The organism is Gordonia paraffinivorans (assembly GCF_900683595.1).
Lineage (GTDB): Bacteria > Actinomycetota > Actinomycetes > Mycobacteriales > Mycobacteriaceae > Gordonia > Gordonia paraffinivorans.
Map to the genome: position 1 here is coordinate 1102140 of NZ_CAACYD010000006.1, position 25987 is coordinate 1128126.

At 67.9% G+C, this 25987-nt stretch carries 27 protein-coding genes and 1 pseudogene; 12 read left to right on the plus strand and 16 right to left on the minus strand.

Annotation, left to right across the window (positions count from 1 at the left end):
• Positions 1-48: 48 nt before the first annotated feature.
• Both E1P53_RS11990 and E1P53_RS11995 read left to right on the plus strand, forming a co-directional pair.
• A complete protein-coding gene (locus E1P53_RS11990) occupies positions 49-453 on the plus strand; it encodes a hypothetical protein (protein ID WP_131734418.1) in 405 nt (134 codons plus the stop codon).
• A 255-nt stretch (positions 454-708) separates the two neighbouring features.
• Complete coding sequence (locus E1P53_RS11995) at positions 709-1173, plus strand: hypothetical protein (RefSeq protein ID WP_109239044.1); 465 nt, start codon at positions 709-711, stop codon at positions 1171-1173.
• Between the two features lie 95 nt (positions 1174-1268).
• Here E1P53_RS11995 and E1P53_RS12000 read toward each other — a convergent pair whose 3' ends face one another.
• Positions 1269-1574, minus strand: a complete 306-nt coding sequence (locus E1P53_RS12000; protein WP_006901903.1) for a hypothetical protein — start codon at positions 1572-1574, stop codon at positions 1269-1271.
• 580 nt (positions 1575-2154) lie between these two features.
• On the opposite strand from E1P53_RS12000, the gene E1P53_RS12005 reads away from it, so the two are divergent.
• Positions 2155-2622, plus strand: coding sequence for a hypothetical protein (locus E1P53_RS12005; RefSeq protein WP_131734419.1), 468 nt, complete (start codon positions 2155-2157; stop codon positions 2620-2622).
• Between the two features lie 93 nt (positions 2623-2715).
• On the opposite strand, the gene E1P53_RS20760 is transcribed toward E1P53_RS12005, so the two are convergent.
• From E1P53_RS20760 to E1P53_RS12030, 6 genes are all read right to left on the minus strand, one after another.
• Positions 2716-3033, minus strand: a complete 318-nt coding sequence (locus E1P53_RS20760; RefSeq protein ID WP_244941168.1) for a hypothetical protein — start codon at positions 3031-3033, stop codon at positions 2716-2718.
• Positions 3030-3473 carry a hypothetical protein gene (locus E1P53_RS20765; protein ID WP_244941169.1) on the minus strand — a complete coding sequence of 148 codons (444 nt, stop codon included), beginning with the start codon at positions 3471-3473 and terminating at the stop codon, positions 3030-3032. The genes E1P53_RS20760 and E1P53_RS20765 overlap by 4 nt, the downstream gene beginning before the upstream one ends.
• 187 nt (positions 3474-3660) lie before the next feature.
• Positions 3661-4083, minus strand: a complete 423-nt coding sequence (locus E1P53_RS12015) for a DUF779 domain-containing protein (RefSeq protein WP_006901906.1) — start codon at positions 4081-4083, stop codon at positions 3661-3663.
• A gap of 32 nt (positions 4084-4115) precedes the next feature.
• Positions 4116-5639 carry an aldehyde dehydrogenase gene (gene adh, locus E1P53_RS12020; RefSeq protein WP_006901909.1) on the minus strand — a complete coding sequence of 508 codons (1524 nt, stop codon included), beginning with the start codon at positions 5637-5639 and terminating at the stop codon, positions 4116-4118.
• A 147-nt stretch (positions 5640-5786) separates the two neighbouring features.
• Positions 5787-7094 (minus strand): GAF domain-containing protein, encoded by a 1308-nt coding sequence (locus E1P53_RS12025; protein WP_006901910.1) that lies wholly within the window; start codon positions 7092-7094, stop codon positions 5787-5789.
• Between the two features lie 101 nt (positions 7095-7195).
• Positions 7196-8029 carry a helix-turn-helix domain-containing protein gene (locus tag E1P53_RS12030; RefSeq protein ID WP_006901911.1) on the minus strand — a complete coding sequence of 278 codons (834 nt, stop codon included), beginning with the start codon at positions 8027-8029 and terminating at the stop codon, positions 7196-7198.
• Positions 8030-8066: 37 nt separating this feature from the next.
• On the opposite strand from E1P53_RS12030, the gene E1P53_RS12035 reads away from it, so the two are divergent.
• Entirely contained in the window at positions 8067-8627 is a 561-nt protein-coding gene (locus tag E1P53_RS12035; RefSeq protein ID WP_040527365.1) for a maleylpyruvate isomerase family mycothiol-dependent enzyme, read from the plus strand.
• Positions 8628-8639: 12 nt separating this feature from the next.
• On the opposite strand, the gene E1P53_RS12040 is transcribed toward E1P53_RS12035, so the two are convergent.
• Complete coding sequence (locus tag E1P53_RS12040) at positions 8640-8894, minus strand: hypothetical protein (protein ID WP_040527366.1); 255 nt, start codon at positions 8892-8894, stop codon at positions 8640-8642.
• Between the two features lie 117 nt (positions 8895-9011).
• On the opposite strand from E1P53_RS12040, the gene E1P53_RS12045 reads away from it, so the two are divergent.
• Both E1P53_RS12045 and E1P53_RS12050 read left to right on the plus strand, forming a co-directional pair.
• Complete coding sequence (locus E1P53_RS12045; protein WP_006901914.1) at positions 9012-9419, plus strand: YccF domain-containing protein; 408 nt, start codon at positions 9012-9014, stop codon at positions 9417-9419.
• 155 nt (positions 9420-9574) lie between these two features.
• Positions 9575-10450, plus strand: coding sequence for an anti-sigma factor (locus tag E1P53_RS12050; protein WP_131734420.1), 876 nt, complete (start codon positions 9575-9577; stop codon positions 10448-10450).
• A gap of 329 nt (positions 10451-10779) precedes the next feature.
• On the opposite strand, the gene E1P53_RS12055 is transcribed toward E1P53_RS12050, so the two are convergent.
• The 4 genes from E1P53_RS12055 to E1P53_RS12070 all read right to left on the minus strand — a co-directional run bounded on the left by E1P53_RS12055 (position 10780) and on the right by E1P53_RS12070 (position 15837).
• Positions 10780-10974: a hypothetical protein gene (locus E1P53_RS12055; protein ID WP_131734421.1), complete on the minus strand. Its 195-nt coding sequence runs from the start codon at positions 10972-10974 to the stop codon at positions 10780-10782.
• A gap of 344 nt (positions 10975-11318) precedes the next feature.
• On the minus strand, positions 11319-12713 hold the full coding sequence (locus E1P53_RS12060; protein ID WP_131733946.1) for an IS1380 family transposase: 1395 nt from the start codon (positions 12711-12713) through the stop codon (positions 11319-11321).
• Positions 12714-12900: 187 nt separating this feature from the next.
• A complete protein-coding gene (locus tag E1P53_RS12065) occupies positions 12901-14418 on the minus strand; it encodes an ATP-dependent DNA ligase (RefSeq protein ID WP_109237868.1) in 1518 nt (505 codons plus the stop codon).
• Between the two features lie 51 nt (positions 14419-14469).
• On the minus strand, positions 14470-15837 hold the full coding sequence (locus E1P53_RS12070) for an MFS transporter (protein WP_006900307.1): 1368 nt from the start codon (positions 15835-15837) through the stop codon (positions 14470-14472).
• Between the two features lie 137 nt (positions 15838-15974).
• On the opposite strand from E1P53_RS12070, the gene E1P53_RS12075 reads away from it, so the two are divergent.
• Positions 15975-16415, plus strand: coding sequence for a hypothetical protein (locus tag E1P53_RS12075; protein ID WP_131734422.1), 441 nt, complete (start codon positions 15975-15977; stop codon positions 16413-16415).
• Between the two features lie 87 nt (positions 16416-16502).
• Here the strand turns inward: E1P53_RS12075 and E1P53_RS12080 are convergent, their stop codons facing one another.
• A complete protein-coding gene (locus E1P53_RS12080; protein WP_131734423.1) occupies positions 16503-17135 on the minus strand; it encodes an MBL fold metallo-hydrolase in 633 nt (210 codons plus the stop codon).
• Positions 17135-18223 (minus strand): S-(hydroxymethyl)mycothiol dehydrogenase, encoded by a 1089-nt coding sequence (locus tag E1P53_RS12085; protein WP_006900304.1) that lies wholly within the window; start codon positions 18221-18223, stop codon positions 17135-17137. Before E1P53_RS12085 ends, E1P53_RS12080 begins: the two co-directional genes overlap by 1 nt.
• Before the next feature lie 310 nt (positions 18224-18533).
• Between E1P53_RS12085 and E1P53_RS12090 the strand changes: the two genes are divergently transcribed.
• On the plus strand, positions 18534-18809 hold the full coding sequence (locus tag E1P53_RS12090; protein WP_006900303.1) for a DUF7218 family protein: 276 nt from the start codon (positions 18534-18536) through the stop codon (positions 18807-18809).
• Positions 18810-19091: 282 nt separating this feature from the next.
• On the opposite strand, the gene E1P53_RS12095 is transcribed toward E1P53_RS12090, so the two are convergent.
• Positions 19092-19898, minus strand: a complete 807-nt coding sequence (locus E1P53_RS12095; RefSeq protein ID WP_006900302.1) for a helix-turn-helix transcriptional regulator — start codon at positions 19896-19898, stop codon at positions 19092-19094.
• A gap of 94 nt (positions 19899-19992) precedes the next feature.
• On the opposite strand from E1P53_RS12095, the gene E1P53_RS12100 reads away from it, so the two are divergent.
• Complete coding sequence (locus E1P53_RS12100) at positions 19993-21606, plus strand: AMP-binding protein (protein WP_131734424.1); 1614 nt, start codon at positions 19993-19995, stop codon at positions 21604-21606.
• Positions 21607-21815: 209 nt separating this feature from the next.
• Here the strand turns inward: E1P53_RS12100 and E1P53_RS12105 are convergent.
• Positions 21816-22432: pseudogene (locus E1P53_RS12105) on the minus strand (pyridoxamine 5'-phosphate oxidase family protein).
• Positions 22433-22608: 176 nt separating this feature from the next.
• Here E1P53_RS12105 and E1P53_RS12110 point away from each other — a divergent pair.
• From E1P53_RS12110 to E1P53_RS12120, 3 genes are all read left to right on the plus strand, one after another.
• The gene (locus E1P53_RS12110) at positions 22609-23184 is read left to right on the plus strand and encodes a mycothiol transferase (RefSeq protein WP_131734425.1); all 576 of its coding nucleotides are present in this window, start codon (positions 22609-22611) and stop codon (positions 23182-23184) included.
• A 109-nt stretch (positions 23185-23293) separates the two neighbouring features.
• Positions 23294-23950, plus strand: coding sequence for a fasciclin domain-containing protein (locus E1P53_RS12115; RefSeq protein WP_006900298.1), 657 nt, complete (start codon positions 23294-23296; stop codon positions 23948-23950).
• A 346-nt stretch (positions 23951-24296) separates the two neighbouring features.
• Positions 24297-25802, plus strand: coding sequence for a flavin-containing monooxygenase (locus E1P53_RS12120; RefSeq protein WP_006900297.1), 1506 nt, complete (start codon positions 24297-24299; stop codon positions 25800-25802).
• Positions 25803-25987: the final 185 nt, after the last annotated feature.

A 25987-nucleotide genomic window follows, 5' to 3' on the forward strand; every position in this document is an offset into this window, starting at 1 on the left:
GATGCCGTAGGGTCTGCTCGGCGTCACGCGAGTAGAGGCGGGTCGGATTTGGGCGGCACATGGGTGGTGGACGATCGCCGGCTTCTCGGTCCGAAGGCGCTGCTCTCGTCCGCGCTGTTCCTGGTCGGCTCGCTCGTCGGGCTGTACTTCGCCCTCGACATGTGGTTCGAGCCCGACCAGTGTGGCGGCGATCCCATGGGTGTCGACGACCTGTGCCTGCACAAGCGGGCCGGCCGCAGCCACTCCGAGACGCTCCTCCCCGACCTGCGGACGGACCGGGAGTCCTGGCCCTCCGACGGGCAACTGGCGGACCTCTGGGCCCAACGCAGACACAACCGCAAAGAGGGTCGAATCGTCACGCCGATCGCCGTCTGTCTCCTCACCCTCGCGGTCTGGGTGATCGTCCTGCAGGGGCGGGCGCTGATACGCAGGCGGGCGGACAGGCGCCCCTGACCTCGCCCCTCACCAGGGGCGCCGATGCCGTGTCGCCATCCGCTTCGCACACAAGGCGGACACATCCCACGGGCGGTTCTCCGTGCTCGCTACCCGGCCATGTCCACCGATCGGTGGATGCGCGATTCCACCGGTGCATCACCCCGGCGGCGGAGTCCGGGGCAGGCGTTCTCCGAGGAGAGTCAGTGGTGTCGCCGGGAGAGCCCGGAACACCAGATCCCAGAACAGAATCCACCCGGAGAGTCGGAGAACACCATGAAGATCGCATCCCGCCTCGCCCTCGGAACCATCGGCATCCTCGGGATCGCCGGACTCGCCCTCGGCGCCGCCGGCGCAGCCCACGCCGGCACCATGCCGATCGTCCGCCCCGGCGAACCGACCGTGGCGATGACGATCACCAACCACACCAATCAGCCCGAGTACCTGATCGGCTCGAGCGCGGCCGGCGGCGAGTGGGTGAACGCCCCGGCCAAGGTCCTCTACCCCGGCGCGTCCCAGACCATCACCGCCACCGCCCCTCTGAGCGGCCGCCTCGACGTCAACGCCATGTACCGCATCGGCGACGACGGCCCCATCGCCCGGTACCAGGTGAACAACCACCGGGCCGGCACCAACACCGCCATGACCGGGATCTCTGGGCGCCACGCCCAGCGGTACTGGATCAACAGCAAGATCGACACCGGCTTCCCCCAGGCAAACGTCTGTTTCGACCAGTGGTGAGTGGAGGATGATGCCTGCTGACCACCGGAAACGGCCGGGCCCGCGACCACACGTCGGTCGCGGGCCCGGCCGCGTTCGGCTCTTCTCGCCCGTCGTCAGGACGGCAGCACGTTCTCCAGCGAACCGCCGCCACCCCCACCACCGCCGGTCGCCTTGAAGTCGGTGGTGCAGCCGTTGAAGCTGATGCTGTCCACGTTCACCCGGCCCGGCAGGTTGTTCTCGCCCGGATTGCTGGAGATCCCGTAGCAGTCGATCACCGTGTCGCTGCCCGCCTTCGCGTCCTCGAGAGTGGTGTACGTGTTGCGCGTGTACCCCGGAAGGTCTCGGGTCGCCCGCCACGAGGTCGAGTTCGTGGCATCGGCTTTCCCGGCGGTGGAGGGCGCAGACCACACCAGCGTCATGAATCCGTTCTCTCCCGGAACGCCGGTGTCGCGACCTCCGCACAATTCGTCGGCGACACCGGTGCCGCCGACGCGGATGCAGGCGCGAACAGTGCTGCGACCCCGAATGCCACCCCCACGGTGGCAACCCGAACGACGTCGCGGTTCATACGATTGCCTGCCTCCACCATTGTCCCGGCCGGTTCGGTCCGTATTCTCCGTTATCGCCGAAAATACGGGACTAATCGCCCTTTCGGCGGTTCGTTTGGGTGACAAAACATATCAACCCAGAAATCCCGCGATCGCGGAATGATTGCTGACGGAAAAGCACCTCCGATTTCCACCCGCACCGGCAGCGTCGACTCGTATCGTCATCCGCTTCGCCCGTGAGGGCGCTTCCCGGGGGTGCCTTTCCGTGCGCACCACCCGGCCGGGTCCACCGATCGGTGGACACGCGATTCCCCCGGCCCATCATCCCGTCGGCGGAATCCGGGGCGGCCGTTGTCGGAGGAAGGTCATTGGTGTCACCGGGACAGCCCGGAACACCGAGAAACCTTCACCCCCGGCCCACGGGCCGCCCCGCAAGAGATCGGAGACCACCATGAAGAAGATCGCCACCCGCATCGCAGCCGGAACCATCGGCGCCCTCGGTGTCGCCGGAGTCGCATTCGGCGCCGCCGGCGCGGCACACGCAGGCACCATGCCGATCGTCCGACCCGGCGAACCGACCGTCACGATGACGATCTCCAACCACACCGACAAGCCCGAATACCTGGTCGGTTCGAGCGCAGCGGGTGGCGAATGGGTCAACGGGCCGGCGCAGGTCCTGTACCCCGGTGCCACGGAGATCGTCTCTGCCGCCGCCCCGCTCAGCGGCCATCTCGACGTCGGCGCCACCTACCGGATCGGCCTCGGCGGTCCGACCGCCGAGTACCAGATCAGCAATCTCCGCTACGGGGTCGACACCTCGATGACCGGCGTCTCGGGCCGGGGCTCGCAGCAGTACTGGATCAACACGTCGGTCGCCACCGGCTACCCGCAGGCCAACGTGAGCTACGACCTGTGGTGAGTGGAGGACGCCCACTGATCACCGGAAGGAACGGGCCCGCGACCGGAGAAGGATGGTCGCGGGCCCGTTGCGTTCAGGTGTGGCGTCTCGTCATCAGAACGGGAGGATGCCCTCCAGCGAACCGCCACCACCGTCGTTGGTGGCCTTGAAGTTGGTCGTGCAGCCGTTGAAGGAGACGTTGTCGACGTTCACCTTGGCCGGCTGGACGTTGCCCGGATCACTGGAGATGCCGTAGTGGTTGATGACCGTCGTGTGCCCCTCGCTGTTGGCCGCTTCGAGCAGTTGCTCCAGCGTTCCCGGGCTGTCCTGCCTGTTCGGGTGGTTCGGCAGCGGGCGCGTCGCCCACCACTGTCCGGAGTCGGTGGCGTCGTAGGTGCCTGCCGCATCGGGCGCAACCCACACCAAGGTCATGAAACCGTCCCCGGAGCCGGTGTTCGCGCCGGTGACGCGGATCTGCCAGTTGGCCTGGCCTTCAGACTTCTGGAAGGTGAGCCGACGGTCGCCCCCCCCTTCTTGTCGACCAGTTCGGCGAGCGGGAGTCCGCCTGCCTCGTGATAAGACGCCTTCCTCTTCAACTCTTCGGTCGTGTTGAATTCGAGCGAGCCGTCGTCGTCCACGACAGTGGTCGTGACGATCTCGCCGGCCCGACCCGCCTCATCCGGGAAGGTATTTCCCCAGCCGGCAGGGTTCGACGGGGTCGCCACCTTGGCGCAGTTCGTCGGCGACACCCAGTCCCCCGGTGCCGCAGAGGCGGCCGCCGGTGCGAAGATCGCTGCCACCCCCAGGGCGGCTCCAACGGTGGTCACGCGAATGGTATTTCGATTCATACGAAGTCCTGCCTCCACATTCATTTCGGCTGATGGTGTCGTCTGATATTCAATTCGTCGGGATTCAGCGAACGTAACAGAGGAAATAGCGTCGTACCACCCGCGCGTGCTGCACATAGTAACCGTGCACTATCTGCAATAACACATCAAAAAAGGGACAGATCCACCATTTCGTAAAGTGATGGATCTGTCCCCAGAAATGGGGGGTTAATCACTCGATATCCGCACCCCGCCGCGGCGGACAAGCGTCCAACCAGGCATTTTCCTGCTCGTCGAACACGCGGGACCGGGACAGGAACCGCACGCCCTCGGGCGCTTCGAGGCTGAACCCGGCACCCCGGCCCTTCACGACGTCGAGGATCAACTGCGTGTGCTTCCACAGCTCGAACTGGTCGCCGTTGATCCAGACGCGGACCGCCGGAAGTGGTTCCGGCAGCTCGATCTCGCCGACGAGGACGTCGCGTTGGCCGACCCGGTAGTCCCCCACGGGGTAACACATGGGGGCCGAGCCGTCACAGCATCCACCGGACTGGTGGATCATGAGTCCGCCGTGCAGCTCCGACAATTTGGTCAGGAGCTGCACGGCGGCGTCTGTGGCGACCACCCGATCAACGGCGTTGCGTTCGGTGGTCATTCTCAATCACCTTCTGTGACTTGATGAGTGGCTCAGAAGAAGCCCTTCGCGTTCTGAGCGTAGCCGACCAGGAGGTTCTTGGTCTGCTGGTAGTGCTCGAGCATCATCAGGTGGGTCTCGCGGCCGATGCCGGACTGCTTGTAGCCGCCGAAGGCCGCGTGAGCCGGGTAGTCGTGGTAGGTGTTGGTCCACACACGACCGGCCTGGATCTCACGACCGGCGCGGTAGGCGGTCGAGCCGTCGCGGCTCCACACGCCGGCACCGAGGCCGTAGAGGGTGTCGTTGGCGATGTGCATCGCGTCGGCGAAGTCCTTGAAGGTGGTGACCGCGAGGACCGGGCCGAAGATCTCCTCCTGGAAGATGCGCATCTTGTTGTTGCCCTGGAACACCGTCGGCTTGATGTAGTAGCCGCCGGACAGGTCGCCGCCGAGATCGGCCGGTTCGCCGCCGATGAGGACCTCGGCGCCCTCTTCCTTGCCGATGGCCAGGTAGGAGGTGATCTTCTCGAACTGGTCGTTCGACGCCTGGGCACCCATCATGGTGTCGGTGTCGAGCGGGTTGCCCTGCTTGATCTTCGAGACGCGGTCGACGGCCTTGGCGATGAACTCGTCGTAGATGTCCTGCTGGATCAGCGCGCGGCTCGGGCAGGTGCACACCTCGCCCTGGTTGAGCGCGAACATCGAGAAGCCCTCCAGCGCACGGTCGAGGAAGCCGTCGTCGGCCGCCATGACGTCGTTGAAGAAGATGTTCGGGCTCTTGCCGCCGAGCTCGAGGGTGACCGGGATGAGGTTCTCCGACGCGTACTGCATGATCAGGCGGCCGGTGGTGGTCTCACCGGTGAACGCGATCTTGCGGATGCGGTTGCTCGAGGCGAGCGGCTTGCCCGCCTCGACGCCGAAGCCGTTGACGACGTTGAGGACACCCGCGGGCAGCAGGTCGCTGATCAGGCTGACCAGGTAGAGGATCGACGCCGGGGTCTGCTCGGCCGGCTTGAGGACCACCGCGTTGCCGGCGGCGAGGGCCGGGGCCAGCTTCCAGACGGCCATCAGGATCGGGAAGTTCCACGGGATGATCTGGCCGACGACGCCGAGCGGCTCGTGGAAGTGGTAGGCGACGGTGTCCTCGTCGATCTCGGAGATCGAGCCCTCCTGCGCACGCAGCGCACCCGCGAAGTAGCGGAAGTGGTCGATCGCGAGGGGGATGTCGGCGGCGAGGGTCTCGCGGACGGCCTTGCCGTTGTCCCAGGTCTCGGCGACGGCGAGCTTCTCGAGGTTCTCCTCCATGCGGTCGGCGATGCGCAGCAGCGCGAGGGAGCGCTCGGCGACGGAGGTCTTGCCCCAGGCGGGTGCGGCCTTGTGGGCGGCGTCGAGGGCGAGGTCGATGTCCTCTGCGGTCGATCGCGCGACCTCGCAGAAGACCTTGCCGTCGACCGGCGAGGTGTTCTCGAAGTACTGACCCTTCACCGGCGGGGTCCACTGGCCGCCGATCCAGTTGTCGTAGCGCGACTCGTAGCTCATCACCGAGCCTTCGGCACCCGGCTTTGCGTAGACGGTCATGGTCACTCCTTGCGTGTGGGCCTCAGGGGCCGCCTGTACATGTCACACCGGACACCCTGGCGTTCCGATGTGATCTGTTGCACACGGTAGGGGTGCATTCGTTGCACATGGGTTGCAACGAATGCAACGCGCGATGACCTGGGCCTTTCAGAGCCCGTAGCGCTTGTCGAGCAACCTGATGCGACCTCCGGCGAGGGGGCGGTCGGGGTGTCCGACCGGGAGGCGATGCTCCAGCCGGCGCCAGGCGACGAGGTCGTCGCGACCATGCACCGACGACGTCCACTTACGCAGCGCGGCGACGTCGCCGCTCGCGATGAGCCGCGACCGCAGGTCCTCGCGCAGCTCTTCGAAGATCTCCACGATGCCCGGGGCGGTCGACTCGGCCAGGAGCCCGCCGCGGCCCACCTCGTCGACCACGCTCGCCAGGTCGGTGCCCGATTCGATGCGGGTCCGGATGTCCTGGAGGTCCGACGACACGTCGAGCGTGAGGCGATAGGGACGGCTGGCGAGGACGTCGGCACCGAGGTCTCGCCGCAGCCGCGAGATCTCGGCCCGCACGCTGACCGGGTCGAGTCCGTCCTCGGCCAGCTTGAGCGCGAGCTGCTCGGTGTTGAGCCCTTCCGGGAAGGCCTGCAGCAGGACCAGGATCTCCGCGTGACGCGGCGACAGGGTGCGCGCGCTCGACGGGTCGGTGGTGCGCCGCCAGCGGTGCGGGCCGTCGCCGAGGACCGAGAAATGTGCCGCACTGGTGCGCGGACCGCCGAGCGAGAACACCGACGGATCGGCGAGATCAACTGCGCCCGATTGCAGTTCACGTTCGACGGCGGCGACGACGGAACGGACGGCGGCGAGCGCGAAGGGCGCGGCGACCTCGCGGCCGCCGGTCACGTCGATGACGCCGATGACGTGACCGGTGAACGGGTCGTGGACCGGGGCCGCGGCGCAGGACCATTCCTGCACCGGTCCGGCGAAGTGCTCGGGACCCACGACCTGCACACCGCGGTCGACGGCGAGCGCGAGTCCGGGCGCGTTGGTGCCGACGACCTCCTCGGCCCAGACCGACCCCTCGACGAAGTTGATGTGCCCGGCCTTGTCGCGCGCGTCCGAGTCACCCTCGACCCACAGCAGCCGTCCCACCTGGTCGGTGAGCGCCACCACCACACCGGTGTCGGCGATCGCGTCGACCATGAGCGACTGCACCAGCGGCCGCACCGCGGTGATCGGATGGGCCGCCCGGTACTCGGCGAACTCCTCGGCGGACATGGCCGGCACGGTGACGCCCGACGGCAGCTCGTCGACCTGGTGGACGTCGGAGGGGTCGACGCCCCGGCTGAGAGAGCGCGCCCAGGACTCGCGCACGATCGACCGGACCGCATCGGTGGGAGGCATGTTTCCCGAGAGGAACTCCTCGTACGCACGACGGATACGCGTCGCCACTGCAGTCGCGTCTGTCATGCGCCCTCCGTCGCTGTTCATATGGGGACGATTCTGCCTGGCCACGTGTGATTCCGGCAACAATCGGACGTTTCGGGTGACGCGAGAGGGCCGCGGGTGCGCTAGCCGAACCGTCCGGAGAACTCACGCGGGGTCATCCCCGTGACGGCCTTGAAGTCGCGGCCGAGGTGCGCCTCGTCGGCGTAGCCGAGTTCGGCCGCCAGCGCGGCGAGCGTGTCCCCGGGCTCGCGGAGCCGCTCGGCCGCCTCGTGGAGGCGTCGACGCTGGATCAGCCACTTCGGGGTGAGGCCGAGGCGGCGTCGGGTGAGCCGCTGCAGGCTGCGCTCGGTGAGGTGGAAGCCGTCGCAGATCTGCGAGACCGCGGTCACCGACGAGTCGTGCTCGACCCGGTCGACGATCGCGTTGACGAGGTGCCCGTCGTCGTCCATCGGCAGGTACCCGCGCAACCAGGCCTCGACGAGACCGGTCGCCTCCCGCTGGACCGACTCGTCGAGCGGATCGTCGTCCATCACCGCACGCACCCGGCGGGCGAGGTCGGCGCCGGCGTCGCCGAAGACCACCGACAGCTCGTCGTGCCGGTCGGTCCACCGGCCGACGTCGCCGACCAGCAATCCGCCCGCGCCCGGGGTGAGCATCACGCCCACGCCCCACCCGTCACCGGTGAGGACCGTCTCCGACAGTCCGGTGGCCACACCGTAGAAGCGGGCGTAGGTGTCGGTGACGATCATCAGGCAGACCGGGTACTGCAGGACTCGTTGCGGCGACTCCGACCCCGGCGGCACCGACCACACCGGCACCCAGAACCGCCGGACCACGTCCGCGAGATCGGGGCCCGGCCCCCAGCGGCCGATCCGGTAGGTGGCGTCGCGAGGGTCCACGAGATGAGCGCGTTCGACGTCGTCGACGCGCGCGCTCCCCGGATTGTCGGGTTTCATCAATCCCCATCCCGTCCCACGGCGGTTGACTCTCATCATGACCACGACAACCGACAACACACCACTGCTCGACCGCTACAACCGCTACGCCGACGGGTTCTCCGCGGTGATCGAGAGCCTGCCCGCCGACGCCTGGGACAACGCCTCGCCGTGTGAGGGCTGGACCGCACGCGACGTCGTCGGACACGTCATCGAGACGCAACGACAGTTCCTCGACGGCCACGGCATCGACCTCGGTACGGCCCCGCCGCTCGACGACCCGGCCGGCGCCTGGCGGACCCACCGCGACGCCGTCGCCGCTCGACTCACCGATCCGGGCGTCGGCCGGCGACGCTACGACGGCCACTTCGGGCCGACGACCATCGGCGAGACACTGTGCCGCTTCTACGGGTTCGACATGATCGCCCACCGCTGGGACATCGCCGCCGCCGCCGGGATCGCGCACCGGTTCACCGAGGACGAGCTGACCGAGATGGAGAGCGCGGCCGACGGATTCGGCGATGCTCTCTATGCCGAGGGGGTCTGCCGGAGGATCGACGTCCCCGCCGGCGCCGATCGCCAGACGCGGCTACTGGCGAGACTGGGTCGCCTCACATGAGGCGACGGCCCGTCACGGAATCCAGCCGTTGCGCCGCGGGTACCGGACGCGCAGGAGGCTGTAGACGTAGGTGGACACCAGCAGCCCCGCGCCGGCGCCGATCACAGGCCAGAAGTAGTCGTTGACGATCGAGTCGCGGACCGCTGCCGCGGCCCAGCCGAGAACGAGCAGCACGAGGGCGATCGTCGCCACGACGCGCACGACGAGGACCAGTGCGGTGGCCACCGACCACACTGCTTCCCGTGTCCGTTCCGACTGAATCGTCATACCACCATGGTAGGCGCGTGACCAGCACGTTTCCCAGATCGATGCTCGTCACAAAGGTGCACGAGATGTAATGGCGCACACAGCCCGCCGAAGGCCTCGACGGGCGACAATGGACGGATGAAGACCATCCTCAACGTCATCTGGTTGCTGTTGTGCGGCCTGTGGATGGCGATCGGCTATGTCGTCGCCGGGATCATCTGCTGCATCCTCGTCATCACCATCCCGTTCGGCATCGCGTCGTTCCGCATGGCCAACTACGCCCTGTGGCCATTCGGCCGCACGGTGGTCCGCAAGCCGTCGGCGGGCACGCCGTCACTCATCGGCAACATCATCTGGATCGTCGTGGCCGGTCTGTGGCTGGCGATCGGACACATCACCACCGGTCTCGCCATGTGCCTCACGATCATCGGCATCCCCCTCGGCATCGCGAGCTTCAAGATGGTCCCGGTGTCCCTGCTGCCGCTCGGCGCGGAGATCGTCCCGACCGACCAGCCGATGGCCGCTGCCGCCCCGCCGCGCTACTGACCCCCTCCCGGTCACGGCCCAGCGTCCACCCGGGCGGCCATCCGGACGGGCGTCGGGTCCGAACCACATGCATCGAGACAGCACTGTCCGGCGCTGTCCACCGCGAGGACAGCAGCAGCAGGTGAACGCAGTACGACAACGGCAGGAGGGGCGTGATGAGTGAGCATCTCGATCCCGAGGCCGCCGAATTGCTCGAGCTCGCCCCGGTGGTGGGACTCGACGCAGCCTCCGACGACGAACTCCGCGACATCGAGGCCCGCCTCGCCGCGGCCGACGACGAGGTGCGCGAGCTGTTCGCGCGCCAGGTCCGCGCCACCCGGGAGGCGATGGCCGCGGTCAGCGCCGTGACGGCCACACCGGCGCCGCCCTCGTTGCGCGGCCGGGTGCTCGCCGCAGCGCAGGCCGAGGCGGGTCTGACCGGGCCCCGGCCGGCCGCAGCGGACGCCCCGCCGCTTCCGCCGATCGGTGCCGTCGAAGCGGCCTCGATGGGACGTCCCACCGGCGGATCTCCTGCGATCGGGTCGCTCGACGATGTACGCCCGGCAGACCTCGCGAGCAGGCGATCGCGACCCTCGCGACGTCTCACGTTCCTGACGGCGGCGGCCGTCGCCGCGGTGGCGATCGGCGCCGTCGGGTGGGCGGTCGGCCTGTCGGCCGCCGACGACCCGGCCGCTCCCCCGCCGACGGCGTCACCGGCCGAACGCGTGTTCTCCGCCGAGGACCTGCGCTCGACGAGTGCGCAGGTCGCCACCGGCAGCGCAACCGTCTACCTCGCGCCGTCCGCGGACACCGCTGTGCTGGTGATGAACTCGGTTCCCCCGCCCGCACCCGGGACGGTTTACCAGATGTGGCTCGTCGGTCCCGCCGGGACGCGCTCGGCGGGCACCATGTCGGCCGACGACGTCGAGCCGGTGACCACCGCCGTGCTTTCCGGGATCAACGCCGTGGACGCACTGGCCTTCACCGTCGAACCGCCGGGCGGCAGCGAACATCCGACGAGCCCGCCCGTCGCGCAGCTGACGCTGGGCTGAGAGCGCCCGCGCCAGCGTCCACGCACTGTCGTCTCAGACGGCAGATCCCCGATGGATCGAGGTGATCTATCGGGGATCTGCCGCGTGTCCGCCGCTGAAGGCTAGGAGCCTGTCGACCCGAAGGGCGCGGAACGCTCTGGCGTGGTTTTCGGCGCGGCCTTCTTCCATCTGATCGTCCAACTGGCGAGTTGCTCACCCAGCGGGCCTTCGTAGATCACCTGGTTCGGCTCCGGGCCACCGGCCACATCGAGGACGACGGTACCCCGGGTCTTCTGCCCGGCAGGCAGCTCGCCGGAGTGCAACGTGCTGTCCCCCGTCCACGAGTACTCCTACGTGGTTCCGTCGGGTGCTTTCGCGATGAAGTACAGCGGGTTCACCGGTATCCGCCCCTTGGTGGCCTGAATCGTGACATCGACTGTCATCTCTCGACTGTTCAGGCTTGCCCCGTTCAGGGTCACATAGCCGGCCCAGTCACCCTCGTAATTGACGTACACAGGGTCCGACGCGGCCTTCGCAGTGGCCATCGTCGGAGCGAAAAGAGCTAGCACACCCAGGAGGGCAACCACGGCAACGCGTTTCACAAATACCCTTGTTTCTCTTTTTCAGCCAATGGACCAAAGAAATGCCCGGCACTTCGCACCAAATAGGAAGCGCTCTTCCTCAACTGCGCTGAACCTGGAGCACTCTCGAGCCTAGCCTCGATCTTTCGTGAGGTGGCGGTCGTCTGTTGGGTGGCCCGGGTGGGTGGTCTGAGGACCGGATCTCCGGGCGTAGGCCGTGAGAGGTGCCCGACGCGTCGGTGGGCGTCGGGGTTCACGGCCCCGAGGTGGAACGTCCTTTCTGGATCAGAGGTCAGGTTGGCTTGATGTCAGGCAGGTGCGGGAAGTGCTGCGAGTCTTGAGATCCCGTCGAGCAGCAGTCCAACATGTGGTGCGTGGGCGGCAAGCTTCAACCGGGTTCGGCGGGCGTGGCGGCTGATCTTGGCGGCGATCGAGAACACGCGGTGGCGCAGTCGTTTGGGTTCCCACCGGCGAGCGGGATGATCAGCGAAGGCCAGCAGCTGGGTCCAGGCGATCAGCTCGCAAGCGAGCATCACGATGGCACACCAGATGCGGTTCTGATCGAATCCGTGCAACGGAAGATTGGTCAGGCCACAGTCTTTCGCCGTGCGGACCCGGTCCTCGCAGCGTGCGCGTCGCCGGTGACGCAGTTCCAGATCGGCGAGTTGGCCACGAACGGTGTTGGTGGCGAACGCGGTCACCCGCAACCCATCACGATCGGTGAAGCGTAGCTGCGCACCTGGATGCGGGCGCTCCTTGCGCACGATCACTCGCATGCCTTCGGGCCAGCCCGATAGGTCGATCAGCCCGGTCAACTCGGCCACCCACGCCCCGTCGCGCTCGATGCCCTCGGCGTCGTAGGCCGGGGTCCAGGCCTCGGGACTGATCCGGTCGATCGCGGTTGCGGTCGCTTCGGTGAGCCCGAACCCGACCGAGTACGCCAGGCGTCGTCGGGTGAGGTAGTCGACGAACTCGTGGGTGCCGCCGGCCGAGTCGGTGCGCACCAGCACCGACTTGCCAACCCGATAGCCCGCCACGTGCGGTAGCTGCTCGAGTGCGGCGGCGGTGACCGCGATGTGATCGGCAGCGGTATTGGCACCAGCATTACCCGGGCGCAACTCGATCGCTAGGGGTTCGCCGGTGCCGTCGCTGCCGTGATCGACGAACGCACACAGCGGGTGAAAACCGAACCCCCGCTTGTAGGTTGGTGCCGCATCCTGTTTCTCCGAGTGCGCGGTCACCAAAGTGGCGTCGAGGTCGACGATCACCGGGTCAGCGACGTCGGCGTCATGGTCGGGAGCAGTGGCACCGGCTGCTGACCAGCACGCTGCCCGCGCGGCAGCACGCGCGGTCGCAATCGCCGACAGCGCCGCCGGCGCATCATCGGCCAACGTCGAGATCAGGCGCGACACCGTCGGATCAGAGGCGACCTGACCGAACACCGCCGGGTCGGCGCGTAACTGGTTGATGTCGGCCAAACAGTCGCCACCGATCGCGACCGCCACGGCCAGGTCCGAGATGATCTTGCCCGGATCATGAGTCGCCAAAGGTTTGCGCCACGGCGCCAACGCCTCGGATAATCGGCTGGTCAGACCCGTTTTCTCCGCAGCCCGGAGTAACACCGCGGCGCCGGCGTGCGACACGACCCCGGTTCCGGTGCCATCTGCAGACAGCGTGGGGTACGGCGACGTAGACTTGCTCACCTGAATGGTGCTCCTCGATCTGGTCCGATTGATACCTTCGCAAGTTCAATCATCCCAGTTCAGGGCACCATTCTTTATTCACGACACGAATTCAGCGTGAAAGCGCGAGGCTAGACTCGCCGGAGACCGATGACTATCGGCTGGAGGTACGACATTCCTCCACCCGAATCGCGTCTCGCCGACTGCTTCACTTCAGGAGCGCGCGGATCGCCTCGATGCTGTCTGCCTGGGCGGGCGTCTTGTCCGGCCGGTACCGCACGACACGGGCGAATCGCAGTGCCACGCCGCCCGGGTAGCGCGAACTACGCTGGGCGCCATCGAGTTCGATCTCGACGACGATCTCCGGCCGTAGGTACACGGTGTGGGAGTCACGGCGGGTCTCGTGCTTCGGGAACTCCGCTGTCTGCCACTGCAGGAGTTCGTCGGTGAGGCCCTTGAACGTCTTGCCGACCATGATGGCCTCACCGGTGTCCGGATCACGCGCGCCCAGATGCAGATTCGACAACCAGCCGGTGCGGCGACCCGACCCCCACTCGGCGGCCAGCACCACCAGGTCGAAGGTGTGCGTGGGTTTGACCTTCTGCCAGGCCTTTCCGCGACGACCCGCGACGTAGCGGCCGTCGAGGGACTTGACCATCACGCCCTCGTGACCGTCGGCGAGTGCGGCGTCGAAGTGGCGCCGGGCCTCCTCCGGGGTGGGTCTGGTGACCGCGGGGATCCGCAGATGCGGTGCGATGGAATCGATCGCGGCGAGGCGATCGCTCAGCGGACGGTCGATGAGGTCGTCGCCGTCGAGGTGCAGGCAGTCGAAGAAAAACGGCTTCAGCAGTCGTTCGGCGTCGTCGGCGGCGGTGGGCCCGGACCCGAACCGGCTCATCGTGTCCTGGAAGGAACGCGGGCGACCGTCGTCGGCGAGCATCAGCGTCTCGCCGTCGAGGATGACCGAGTCGCACGGCAGTCTTGCGACGACCTCGACCAGATCGGGCACGTTGGCGGTGACCTCGCGCAGGGTGCGGGTGTACACCGCGATCTCGTCGCCGTTGCGATGCACCTGGATGCGGGCGCCGTCGAGCTTGTAGTCGACGACGAGGTCCGGGCCGAGCAGTCCCAGCGCCGCGTCGAGATCGTCGGCCGGGGTCGCGAGCATCGGCGCGACCGCGCGCCCCACCTCGAGTCCCACCCCGGAGAGCGCATCGGCTCCGGCGCGGGCCAGCGCCGCGGTCTCCGGCAGCGACCCGGTGAGCATGTGGGCCCGGCGGACGGCGGTGAGCGCCTGCCCGTTCGCCTTCGCGATGGCGTCGGTCATCACTCCCGCGAGCGCACCCTGCCGCAGTTCCCCGGTGAGGAGTGCGACGAGGAACCTCTGCTCCGGTTCGGTCGCGGCGCCGAACATCGACGCGAGGATGTCGGCGCGTCGCCGCGTGGAACCCGGTCCGTTCGCCGACGCGAGCGCCGAGAACGCGGCATCCACCTGCGCCACCTCGAGGGAAGGCTCGGACGCCGGGACGGGCGCCGCCTTCGACAGCGAGCGCCATCCGACGCCGAGCCGACCCTGGGGGATCTCACCCGAGAGCCAGGCGACGACGATCGGGAGTTCGGCGTCGCCGGCACCGCCGAGCAGCCCGGCCAGCACCTCGGTCTTGCGCGTGCGGGACCGATCGCGCGCGACGTCGGCCGACGTCTGCACCACTTCGATCAGCCTCACGCGTCCGACGGTACGCCGGGCGCCCGACGGTCCGGCTCCGAACGGAGCCGATCAGATCTGCGTGAGGTCCACCGTCTTGGTCTCGCGCACGCTCAGCAATGCGGTGAACGTCGTGCACGCCGCGACCGCCAGGTAGACGCCCACCCAGCCGACGCCGAAGTCGGCCACGATCCACGTCGCGATGAAGGGGGCGACCGCCGCGCCGATGATCGACGAGACGTTGTAGGAGATGCCGGAACCGGTGTAGCGGACGTTGGTCGGGAACAGCTCCGGCAGGATCGCGCTCATCGGGCCGAACGTGAGGCCCATCAGGGTCATGCCGAGGATCAGGAACAGCAGCATGACGCCGTTGTTCATCGTCGACGGGTCGAGGATCCACTTGAAGCAGAGGCCGAAGACGATGATCAGCGCGGTCACCACGAGGAGGAAGGCGCGCCGCCCGAATCGATCGGCCATCCGTCCCGAGACCATGACGAACACGGCGAAGAACAACACCGCCAGGATCTGCAGCTCCAGGAAGTCGGAGTAGCTGAACGAGAGCTTCTCGCCGGACGCGTCGCTCACCTTGCCGGTGCCGTAGGAGACGATCCACGTGGTGACGATGTAGAATAGCGTGTACGTGGCGACCATGATGAATGTTCCGGCGATCAGCTGGCGCCAGCTGCTGCGGACGACCTCGGCCAGCGGCGCCTTGACCTTCTTGCCCTCCTGCACCGCCTTCGCGAAGACCGGGGTCTCGGTGAGCTTGAGGCGCACGTAGAGGCCGACGATGACGATGATCGCGCTGGCCAGGAACGGGATTCGCCAGCCCCAGGTGAGGAACGCGTGGTCGGCGGGCGAGGTCTTGGCGTCGAAGTCGAGGGTGTAGATCAGCAGCAGGAACAAGCCGTTGGCGAAGAAGAAGCCGATCGGCGCACCGAGTTGGGGCCACATCGCCGCCCACGCCCGCTTGCCCTTCTCGGCGGTCTCGGTCGCGAGAAGCGCTGCGCCGGACCATTCTCCGCCGAGTCCGAGACCCTGGCAGAAGCGCATCAACGCCAGCAACGCCGGCGCCAGATATCCGACCTGGTCGAAGGTCGGCAGCAGGCCGATGATGAAGGTGGCTATACCCATCGTGAGCAGTGAGCCGACGAGCGTCGCCTTGCGCCCGATCCGATCACCGAAGTGGCCGAACAGAACCGAGCCGATCGGTCGCGCGACGAAGGCGAGACCGAAGGTCGCGAACGACGACAACAGCGCGGCGGTGTCGTCGCCGGACGGGAAGAACAGTTTCGGGAAGACGAGGACCGCGGCGGTGGCGTAGATGTAGAAATCGAAGAACTCGATACTCGTACCGACCATCGAGGCGATGACGATTCGGCTACGGGGCACCGGCGGTTGATCGGGATGGTCGATGTTGCGAACCGCGGATTGGATCATTCGTCGCAGATTACGCCTGACTGCTGCGTCACGTGGTCCGGAGTCCCTGGAAACCCAGCGTGGGGGTGCAGCAGATTCGGAGCCCCGCCTTTTGGGTATGCGATCTCATCCCGATCCCCGCCCCGAGGAGGCCCGAAATGGATACCGCGATCTGGATCGTCGTCGGCGTGGTCGTCGTGCTGATCCTGCTTGCCGTCGCGCTGATGCTGATGCGCCGCCAACAGGAAGCCAGACGATCGAAGGCCCATCAGATTCGCGAGACCGCGACCGAAAAGGCCTCTGAGCTGCGCAAACGCGAGGCGGTCGCGGACGAAGCGGACGCGCGAGCCCGTCAGGTGCAGGCCGAGGCCGACGCCAAGGCCGCCGAGGCCCGTCGTCTGGGCGAAGATGCCCGCTCACATCAGGGAGTGGCCTCCGAGACCCGGGAGGAAGTGGAGCGCAAGCTCGCCGAGGCCGACCGCCTCGACCCCGACGTGCGGCCCCGCGGCAAGACTCGGGACGGCGAGAGCGCATTGCGCGACAACGCATTGCGCGACAACACTCCCCATGGCCGGCACGAGCCGCCGGCCGGGATCTGAGAAGCCCGGAGCACGAAGAAACCCGGCGCGGGCGCCCGATGGCGGCCCGCGCCGGGTCGTCTCATGCCCGGGATCTCGTATGTGGCGTCAGTGGCCGCGCTTGATCCACTCTTCGAGGTGCGGCGCCTCGGCGGCGATCGTCGTGCCGTCGCCGTGGCCGGTGTAGACCTTCGTCTCGGGGTCGAGGGTGAAGATCTTCTCCTTGATCGAGGAGATGATGGTCGGGAAGCTCGAGAAGGAGCGACCGGTGGCACCCGGCCCGCCCTGGAACAGGGTGTCGCCGGAGAACAGCACACCCGCCTCGGGCAAGTGGATCACCGACGAGCCCGGTGAGTGGCCGGGGGTGTTGATGACCGTCAGCTCGGTGCGGGCGACGGAGATCTTCTGACCGTCCTCGAGATCCTCGTGCGCGACCCCTGGATGCGTGTCGTTCCAGAGCATGTCGTCGCCCGGATGCAGATAGACCGGCGCACCCGTCTCCTTCGACAGTTCCGGCGCCACGGTCACGTGGTCGTTGTGGCCGTGGGTCAGCACGATCGCCTTGACGGTGCGGTCGCCGACGCCCTCGAGGATCGGCGCCGCCGAATGCGCGGCATCGATGATGATGACCTCGTCGTCGTCACCGACGATCCAGACGTTGTTGTCGACGTCCCACGTCCCGCCGTCGAGGCTGAACGTGCCGGAGGTGACGACCTTCTCGACGCGCAGGTCCCCCGACATCAGAGCACCACCACCGAGCGCAGCACCTTGCCGGCCTCCATGGCCGAGAACGCGGCCTCGACGTCCTCGATGCCGATGCGTTCGGTGACGAACTTGTCCAGCGGCAGGCGGCCCTGCTCGTAGAGGTCGATGAGCATCGGGAAGTCGCGCTCGGGCAGGCAGTCGCCGTACCAGGACGACTTGAGCGCGCCGCCGCGGGAGAAGAAGTCCACAAGCGGCATCTCGAGCTTCATCTCCGGCGTCGGAACGCCGACGAGGACGACGACGCCGGCGAGGTCGCGGGCGTAGAAGGCCTGCTTGTAGGTCTCCGGCCGGCCGACCGCGTCGATGACGACGTCGGCGCCGTTGCCGTCGGTGAGGTCCTGGACCGCCGTGACCACGTCCTCGACCTCGGTGGCGTTGATGGTGTGGGTGGCCCCGAGTTCCTTGGCCCACTGCAGCTTTCCGGGGTCACGGTCGATGGCGATGATCGTGGTCGCCCCGGCGAGGCGGGCACCCGCGATCGCGGCGTCGCCCACGCCGCCACAGCCGATGACGGCGACCGAGTCACCGCGTCCGACGTTGCCGGTGTTGACCGCGGCGCCGAGGCCGGCCATCACACCGCAGCCGAGCAGGCCGGCGACGGCCGGATCGGTGTCGGGATTGACCTTGGTGCACTGCAATTCGTGGATGAGGGTCTTCTCGGCGAAGGCCCCGATGCCCAGGGCCGGGGTCAGCTCGGTGCCGTCGGCGAGGGTCATCGGCTTGCTGGCGTTGAAGGTGTCGAAGCAGTACCACGGACGACCCCGCTTGCAGGCGCGACACTCGCCGCAGACCGCGCGCCAGTTGAGGATGACGAAGTCGCCGACCTCGACGTGCGAGACGTCCGAACCGACCGATTCGACGACACCCGCCGCCTCGTGTCCCAGGAGGAAGGGGTACTCGTCGTTGATGCCGCCCTCGCGGTAGGCGAGGTCGGTGTGGCAGACCCCGCAGGCCTTGATCGAGACGACCACGTCCCGGGGTCCGGGATCGGGGATCACGATGTCCACGACCTCCGTCGGCGCCTTCTTGCTGCGCGAGATCACTCCCTTGACCGTCTGAGACATGCGTTGTTCCTTCCGCAATTGCTTTGTGGCGACACCGTGTTCGCGCCTTGTCGATCCGTGTCCGTCCGCCGGTCGTCGTGCGGGGTCGGTCGTGGCGGACACATCGTCACAACCTTATCCGCGGTCCCACAGGTGGTCCACTCGTAGTCAACGACGTTCACTACAAGTGGTTCGGGCCGCGGGCGACGGACGTGCACAACCGTAGGCACGGGGTCGTCTCGCGCGAGCGGGTTTCGCGGCATCGGAAAGCGGGCACCCCGTCGGAGATCGACCACAGACGTGGACCGTCGTCGAATCGAAGGAGGCGACCGTGGCGGAGAAGAAGCGCGACCCCGGCCCGTCGGTCAAGGACGACGAGCTGTACGAGAAGCTGCGCGACGAGGGCAACTCGAAGGAGAAGTCCGCACGCATCGCCAACGCGGCGGCCAACAGCTCACGGTCGGAGGTGGGCCACAGCGGCGGCACCTCGGGCTCCTACGAGGACTGGACCGTCGACGAGTTGAAGAAGCGGGCCAAGGAGCTCGACATCAGCGGCTACTCGGATCTGAAGAAGGACGAGTTGATCGAGAAGCTGCGCAACCACTGAGCCGGAACGCACTCATCCGGATCCGCACGAAGACCGAAGCCGCCGTCCCTTGTGGGGTCGGCGGCTTCGGTACGTGTGGACGATGCCGGTCAATGCGCCTCTCGGCGAGTGGCCGCTCGAAGCGGCGAAGGGGTGAGGCCCGGGGCTTGAATCCGCCACCGCCGGGTCTGTCAACGGCACCCGCGCCGGATCTATTCCGATGCCGCCGACGTGATCTCCGACACGGCGATCGTAGAAGGAACACGCGCCATGACCCGTTGTTCGCTACGAATCGCCGGAGGGTCAGGGCAGTAGGCCCGATCGGCGGGCGGTCACGACGGCCTCGAGCCTCGACGACGCGCCCAGCTTGCGCATCGCGTCCTTCATGTAGCCCTTGACCGTGTGGACGGTGATGCCCAGCGTCTCGGCGATGCGCGCGTTGGGATACCCGAGTGCGGCCAGCGACAGCACGTCCTGCTCCCGTCCGGTGAGTTCGACCGTGGGCTCCTCTGCGGGTTCCTCTCCCGCGATCAGCACCCGGGTGATGGCCTCGAGTTCTTCGGCGATGCGCGCGTCGTCGACCGTGCCGGCCAGGTCGCGCAGCCGGGCGAACGCCGCGGTCATGCGGTCGCGCATCTCGTTCTCGCCCTCGGCGGCGTGTTCCATCCGCGCCCGGGCGGCCACGATCTCCTGCTCGACCGCTCGCGCCTCACTCGCGAGGGCGTCGAGCATGCGTCCGCCGATCGGCGTCGGCGTGTGCATCGCCCCGTAGATCACCGCGACCGGCGAGCGGTCGACGATGACCGGTGCGGCCATGACCGCCCGCAGTCCCTCGCGCTCGATGAGCGTGTTGTAGCGGTGGGTGATCTGCGGGGTGCGCAGGTAGTCGTCGACGGCGAGGAGCCTGTTCAGGGCGACGACCTTGCCGCCCAGACCGTGTCCGACGTCGACCGACAGTCCGCTCAGCGCGCCCACGTGCTGACCGACGAAGTGCTGCAGCCGCAGGGTCGTCGGACCGGTGACCACCCCCGCGAACGCCAACGGCACCCCGCTCGAGGTGCGCACGCGACGGATGGCGTCGGCGACGATACCGTTCACCTTCTCGGGCATCTCACCTCGCTCTCCCCCTCTTCGGAGGGTGGTAGGGCCTCACAGGGCTGGGCACACTGTGATCCAGCTTACCCAGTTCACAGCGAGGTTCACGATGACACAGGCCACCCTGTCCCCGACCGACATGATCGACCGTTGGTTGGGAATCTACGGCGCCGCCGACGCCGATGCCGCTGCGCTCCTCGTCGATCGTCACGATCCCGACGCGGTCGCGTTCACCGTGATCGAGGTCGAGGACTCGGCCGACGCAGATGCGGCGCCGAAGCCGATCACCACCGACATCACCTACGGCGAGCTGGCCGAGCGCTCCAAGCGCTTCGCGGCCGCCCTCGCCGAGCTGGGCGTGGGCCGCGGCGACACCGTCGGCGTCCTGATGGGCAAGCGCGAGGAGCTCGTCGTCTCGCTGCTGGCCATCGCCCGCCTCGGCGCGGTCTACATCCCGCTGTTCACCGCGTTCGCCACCCCCGCCATCGAGATGCGCCTGCGGTCGGGCAACGCGAAGGTCGTCATCACCGAGCCGAGCCAGGCGGCCAAGCTCGACGGGGTCGACGGCATCGAGAAGATCGTCGCCGGCTCCGCCGCCGGGAGCGAGGCGAGCGGGCCGGATTCGGCACTGCGGTTCGAGGACCTGATCAGCTCGCACGAGCCGGTCTCCGAGTCGGTCGCCGTCGGCGGCGACGGCGCGCTGATCCTGCTGTTCACCAGCGGGACCACCGGCGCCCCCAAGGGCGTGCCGGTGCCGCTGAAGGCGCTCGCCTCGTTCGAGGCCTACATGCACTACGGCCTCGACGTGCGCGAGGACGACGTGTTCTGGAACGCCGCCGACCCGGGCTGGGCCTACGGCCTCTACTACGGCGTCCTCGGACCGCTGGTCACCGGTCGACGGAACCTGCTGCTGCACGCGGGCTTCTCCCCCGAGCTGACCGCGCAGATCCTCGGCGACCTCGGCGTCACCAACTTCGCCGCCGCACCCACCGTCTACCGCTCGCTCAGCAAGGACCCGCGGATCTCCGGCTTCACCCTGCGCCGCGCGTCGTCGGCCGGCGAGCCGCTGACCCCCGACGTGATCGGCTGGGCCAAGGAGGCCCTCGGCACCGAGGTCCGCGACCACTACGGGCAGACCGAGCACGGCATGTTCATCAACAACCACTGGCACGACGACGTCCGCGAGGAGCTCGTCCCCGGTTCGATGGGCAAGCCGATGCCGGGCTTCGCCACCGGCATCGTCGACGGCCAGATCGCCATCGAGGTCGCGGCGAGCCCTCTGATGTGGTTCTCCGGCTATCTCGACGCCCCGGACAAGACCGCCGCCCGGTTCACCGAGGACGGACGCTGGTACCTGACCGGCGACACCGGTCGCGCCGACGAGGCCGGCCGCTACTACTTCAACGCACGCGACGACGACGTGATCATCATGGCCGGCTACCGGATCGGCCCGTTCGACGTGGAGAGCGTGCTCATCACCCATCCGTCGGTCGTCGACGTGGCGGTGGTCGGTCGTCCCGACGAGCTGCGCGGCGAGGTCATCGAGGCGTTCGTCGTCCTCGCCGACGGCGTCGAGGGCACCGAAGAGCTCGAGAAGGAACTGCAGCAGCTGGTCAAGACCGAGTTCGCCGCCCACGCCTACCCGCGCACGGTGCACTTCGTCGACGCCCTGCCGAAGACCCCCAGCGGCAAGATCCAGCGATTCGTGCTGCGCAAGGGATGAGAACCTGCCGTGCCCCGGTGATCCCGGGGCACGGCACCTTGACACGCGGCTCGCCGAGAGCCCCCCACCTGCGGGCCGCGTCACTCGTCGAACACCCCGGCCGGGTAGTCGCAAACCGGCCCTTCCGGGTGTCTCGACCGAGGTTCGCAATGACGCGAACGACTCGGCCGGCGGACCGTGCCCCCCCTGAGGTCCGCCGGCCGAGTGCTCTATCGTCTCGTCGAATCCACCAGCGCCAGCACCGAATCCGGCGGCGTCTCGCCGGAGTGCGTGACCGGCGGGTCGTACACGGTCCGCATCGGCACCACGCCCGTCCACTCCGTCGACGGCGAACTCGGGCCGCCCTGGCGCCCCTTCACGATCCACTGCCCGTCGACGATCGGGAGTCGTAGCGCCATCGTCGCCGCGAGCTCCTTGGACGTCATGTCCCGCACCTCGGCGACGCGGCCCGGGATCAGCTTGTCCGACAACACCTCGAGGACCGCCTTCGCGTCGTCGGCGGGTTCGAGCGCCCCCGCACGACCGCCGACCGGTAGTTGGCGGAGTGATCGAACAGGCTGTCCGCCACCACGAGTCCGTCCATCGCGAACACGGTGAAGGTGACCGGTGCCCCGGCGGCCACATGCCGCAATGCCCCGGCACCGGTGGAGCCGTGCAGCAGGATGGCGTCGCCGTCGCGCGCGAAGAGCATCGGGACCGACCAGGGTAGCCCGTCGACGACCGTGCTGAGCGTGCCGACCTTCACCTCGTCGAGCAGGGCGTCGAGCATGGCGCGGTCACCCGCGCGGTCGGGTTTCCGGGTGAGGGCGTTCAGCACTGAGGTCATGGAGTGCATTGTCGACGCGAAAAGCTCGCCCCGCAAACGGATTTCACCAACCGTCAGGCCCATTTCCGGACGCAAATGGTTCACGGGGAGAACAGAGGAGAACGAGGACCGAAGATGTCCCCGTTGGCTCGTAGCGTGGCATTCACCAGCCAGAACACCACCTCAGGGAGCACACCATGGCCACCTACACCACCCCCGAACTCGGCGTCGACGTCAGCGGCGAGAAGCGCGAACTGCTGACGCTCCTGCAGGACCAGCGGAACATGCTGAGGGTCGCCGCCCGGAACCTGACCGACGACCAGGCGCGCAAGCAGACCACGGTCAGCGCCCTGACCATCGGAGCCCTCGTCAAGCACCTCGCCCGCGGCGAGGAGAACGCCGCACGCGTCATCGTCGAACGGGACGAGAACGCCGAGTTCGACATGAGCCGCCTGGCGGGCGAATACGAACTCGGCACCGACGAGACGCTCGACGGATGGCTGGAGGCCTACGAACGCAACGCGGCCGGCTTCGACCGGGTGATCGCCGAGGCCGCCGACCTCGACGACCTCATCCCGCAACCGACGGCGCCGTGGCAGCCGGAGCGCGAGTGGGCGAGCATCCGGACGATGATCCTGAACCTCCTCCGCGAGACCGCCCACCACTGCGGACACGCCGACATCATCCGCGAGGCGCTCGACGGCCAGACCACGATGGGCGCCATCTCCGAAGGGCAGGCCTGGGCCGAGGGCGAGTGGTGGGAACAGAGCTGATCCGCTCCCGTCGGCCGGTCACCCATCCGGTTCGGACACGGCGGCGAATGCGCTTGTGAGGCTGGGCGTACCCGCACAGCCGAACCTCTCCAAGAGACAAGGATCAACGATGATCAAGCGTGTTCCCCGTGTGGCCGGAGCGGTGACCGGTCTGGTCCTCGCCGTCGGCGTGATCGCCGGATGCTCGAGCGACGACACCGACTCGTCCACCACGACCACCAGCGCGGCAAGCGGGATGACCTCGATGAGCGAGACCGCCGCCGATCCGGCCGCGAACCTCGTCGGTCCCGGCTGCGCCGCCTACGCCGAGGCCAACCCCACCGGACCGGCCTCGATCGCCGGCATGGCCACCGTGCCGGTCGCCACCGCCGCGTCGAACAACCCCGAGCTCACCACCCTGACCGCGGCGCTCTCCGGCAAGCTGAACCCGGACGTGAACCTCGTCGAGACGCTGAACACCGGCGAGTACACCGTCTTCGCGCCGACCGACGACGCCTTCGCGAAGCTGCCGCCGGAGACCGTCGAGCAGCTGAAGACCGACACGGACCTGCTCACCAAGATCCTCACCTACCACGTGGTCGACGGCCAGGCGACCCCCGACAAGGCGCTCGGCGAGCACACCACCCTCGAGGGCCAGAAGCTCACCGTCAGCGGCGAGGGCGACAACCTGAAGGTCAACGACGCCGGCATCGTCTGCGGTGGGGTCACCACCTCCAACGCTCAGGTGTACCTGATCGACGCCGTGCTCATGCCGCCGGCGGAGTGACGCCGACCCCGACTGTCCCCGAACAGGTTTGACCCGCCCACCGGGCGGGTACCAACCGATCGCATCCGGTCAGGCCCCGAACGCGGAAGAGCACATTCTCCGAAGTCGGGATGACGCACCGATGCACCCACGCCGACGGACCTGATCGGCGAGACCTGCCGGCTCTCCGGCCCCGCGACGTCGCGGAACCCGGGAGCCGGCTTTCTCGCGTCATCGCACGTTCCCCACCCGCACGCCGACGGCCGCGACCTCGTGCCCGCGACCTTTCGAAGTGATTCCGTTCACACCGGGCAACGTTTGTTGCATGATGACCACCGAGCCACCCCACCGAGGCGAGGAGGTCCGCGTGACCGAGATCGACGCCATCGACGACACCCGGTCCGGCGAGAAGCCCGAGACCCCACTGCGGGACGTCATCATCATCGGCGCCGGACTCTCCGGCATCGACTGCGCATACCGCCTGCGCGAAGAGAACCCCGACGTCGACTACCTGATCCTCGAACGCCGGGAGCGGATCGGCGGCACCTGGGACCTCTTCCGCTACCCCGGTGTGCGGTCCGACAGCGACATCTACTCGCTCAGTTACCCGTTCGAGCCGTGGCCGAAGGTCGCGGCGCTCGCCGAGGGCGCCGACATCCGGGACTACATCGAGCACACCGCCGACAAGTACGGCATCACCGACCACATCCGGTTCTCCCGGCATGTCCTGGGCGCCGACTGGGATTCGACGACCGACACCTGGACGTTCGACGTCGAGGTCGGCGAGGGCGAGGGCAAGCGCCGCGAGACCCACCGCAGCCGGTTCGTCGTCTTTGCCACCGGCTACTACGACTACGACAACCCGTACACGCCGCGGTTCGCCGGCGCCGAGGATTTCAGCGGCACGATCGTGCATCCCCAGCACTGGCCGGAGGACCTCGACTACCGCGGCAAGCGGATCATCGTCATCGGCAGCGGGGCGACCGCGGTCAGCCTCGTCCCGAACCTGGCCGAGCAGGCCGCGCACGTGACGATGCTGCAGCGCTCGCCGTCCTACATCTTCTCCTCGAAGCAGAAGCAGTACCTCGCGCCGTTCCTCAAGAAGGTCCTGCCGCCCAAGGCCGCCCACCAGGCGATCCGATTCCGCTACTCGACGCAGACCGCGGCGATCGTGCACCTGACCCACAAGTTCCCGAAGCTCGGGCGCAAACTGCTGCGTCTCAACGTCGCCGCCAACCTGCCCGACGACTATCCGATCGACGTGCACTTCAACCCGACCTACAACCCGTGGGACCAGCGGATGTGCCTGGTGCCCGATGCGGATCTGTTCAACGGGATCACCGAGGGCTCGATCGAGATGGTCACCGACCACATCGACCGCTTCGACGAGACCGGCATCCGACTGGCCTCGGGCCGGCATCTCGACGCCGACATCATCGTCACCGCGACCGGCCTGCAACTGCTCGGCTTCGGCGGCACGCGACTCCGCGTCGACGGCGACGAGGTCAAGCCCCACGACCGGTTCGTGTTCAAGAGCCACCTGCTCGAGGACGTCCCCAACCTCGCCTGGTCGGTGGGCTACACGAACGCGTCGTGGACGCTGCGCGCCGACATGACCGCGCGCGCGGTGGCGAACCTGGTCCGGTACATGCGGGAGAACGGCTACACACACGCCTATCCGCATCTCGGTCCGGAGCCGATGCCGGCGCAACCGCTGTGGGATCTCAAGGCCGGCTACGTGGAGCGGTCGCCGGACGCGCTCCCCAAGTCGGGCACGCGCGGCCACTGGAAGGTACGGCACAACTACTACCGCGACGCCATCGACCACCACCTCGGCAAGGTCGAGGACTCCATGGTCTTCGGTCGCGTCTGACACCGGCGGATCCGACACCCGCGGTACTGACGCCTGCGGCTCGGTCGCGCCGCGGCACCGGTCGCCGCCACCGCGGCAAGGTCCGTGGCCCGGCCGGCCGCGGCGTACGTCCGATCGGATCATTCTCGCTGGTCAGCGCTTGCCGGGTGCCGACCACCTGCTGATACTTGGGCCGAGCGGGCCGC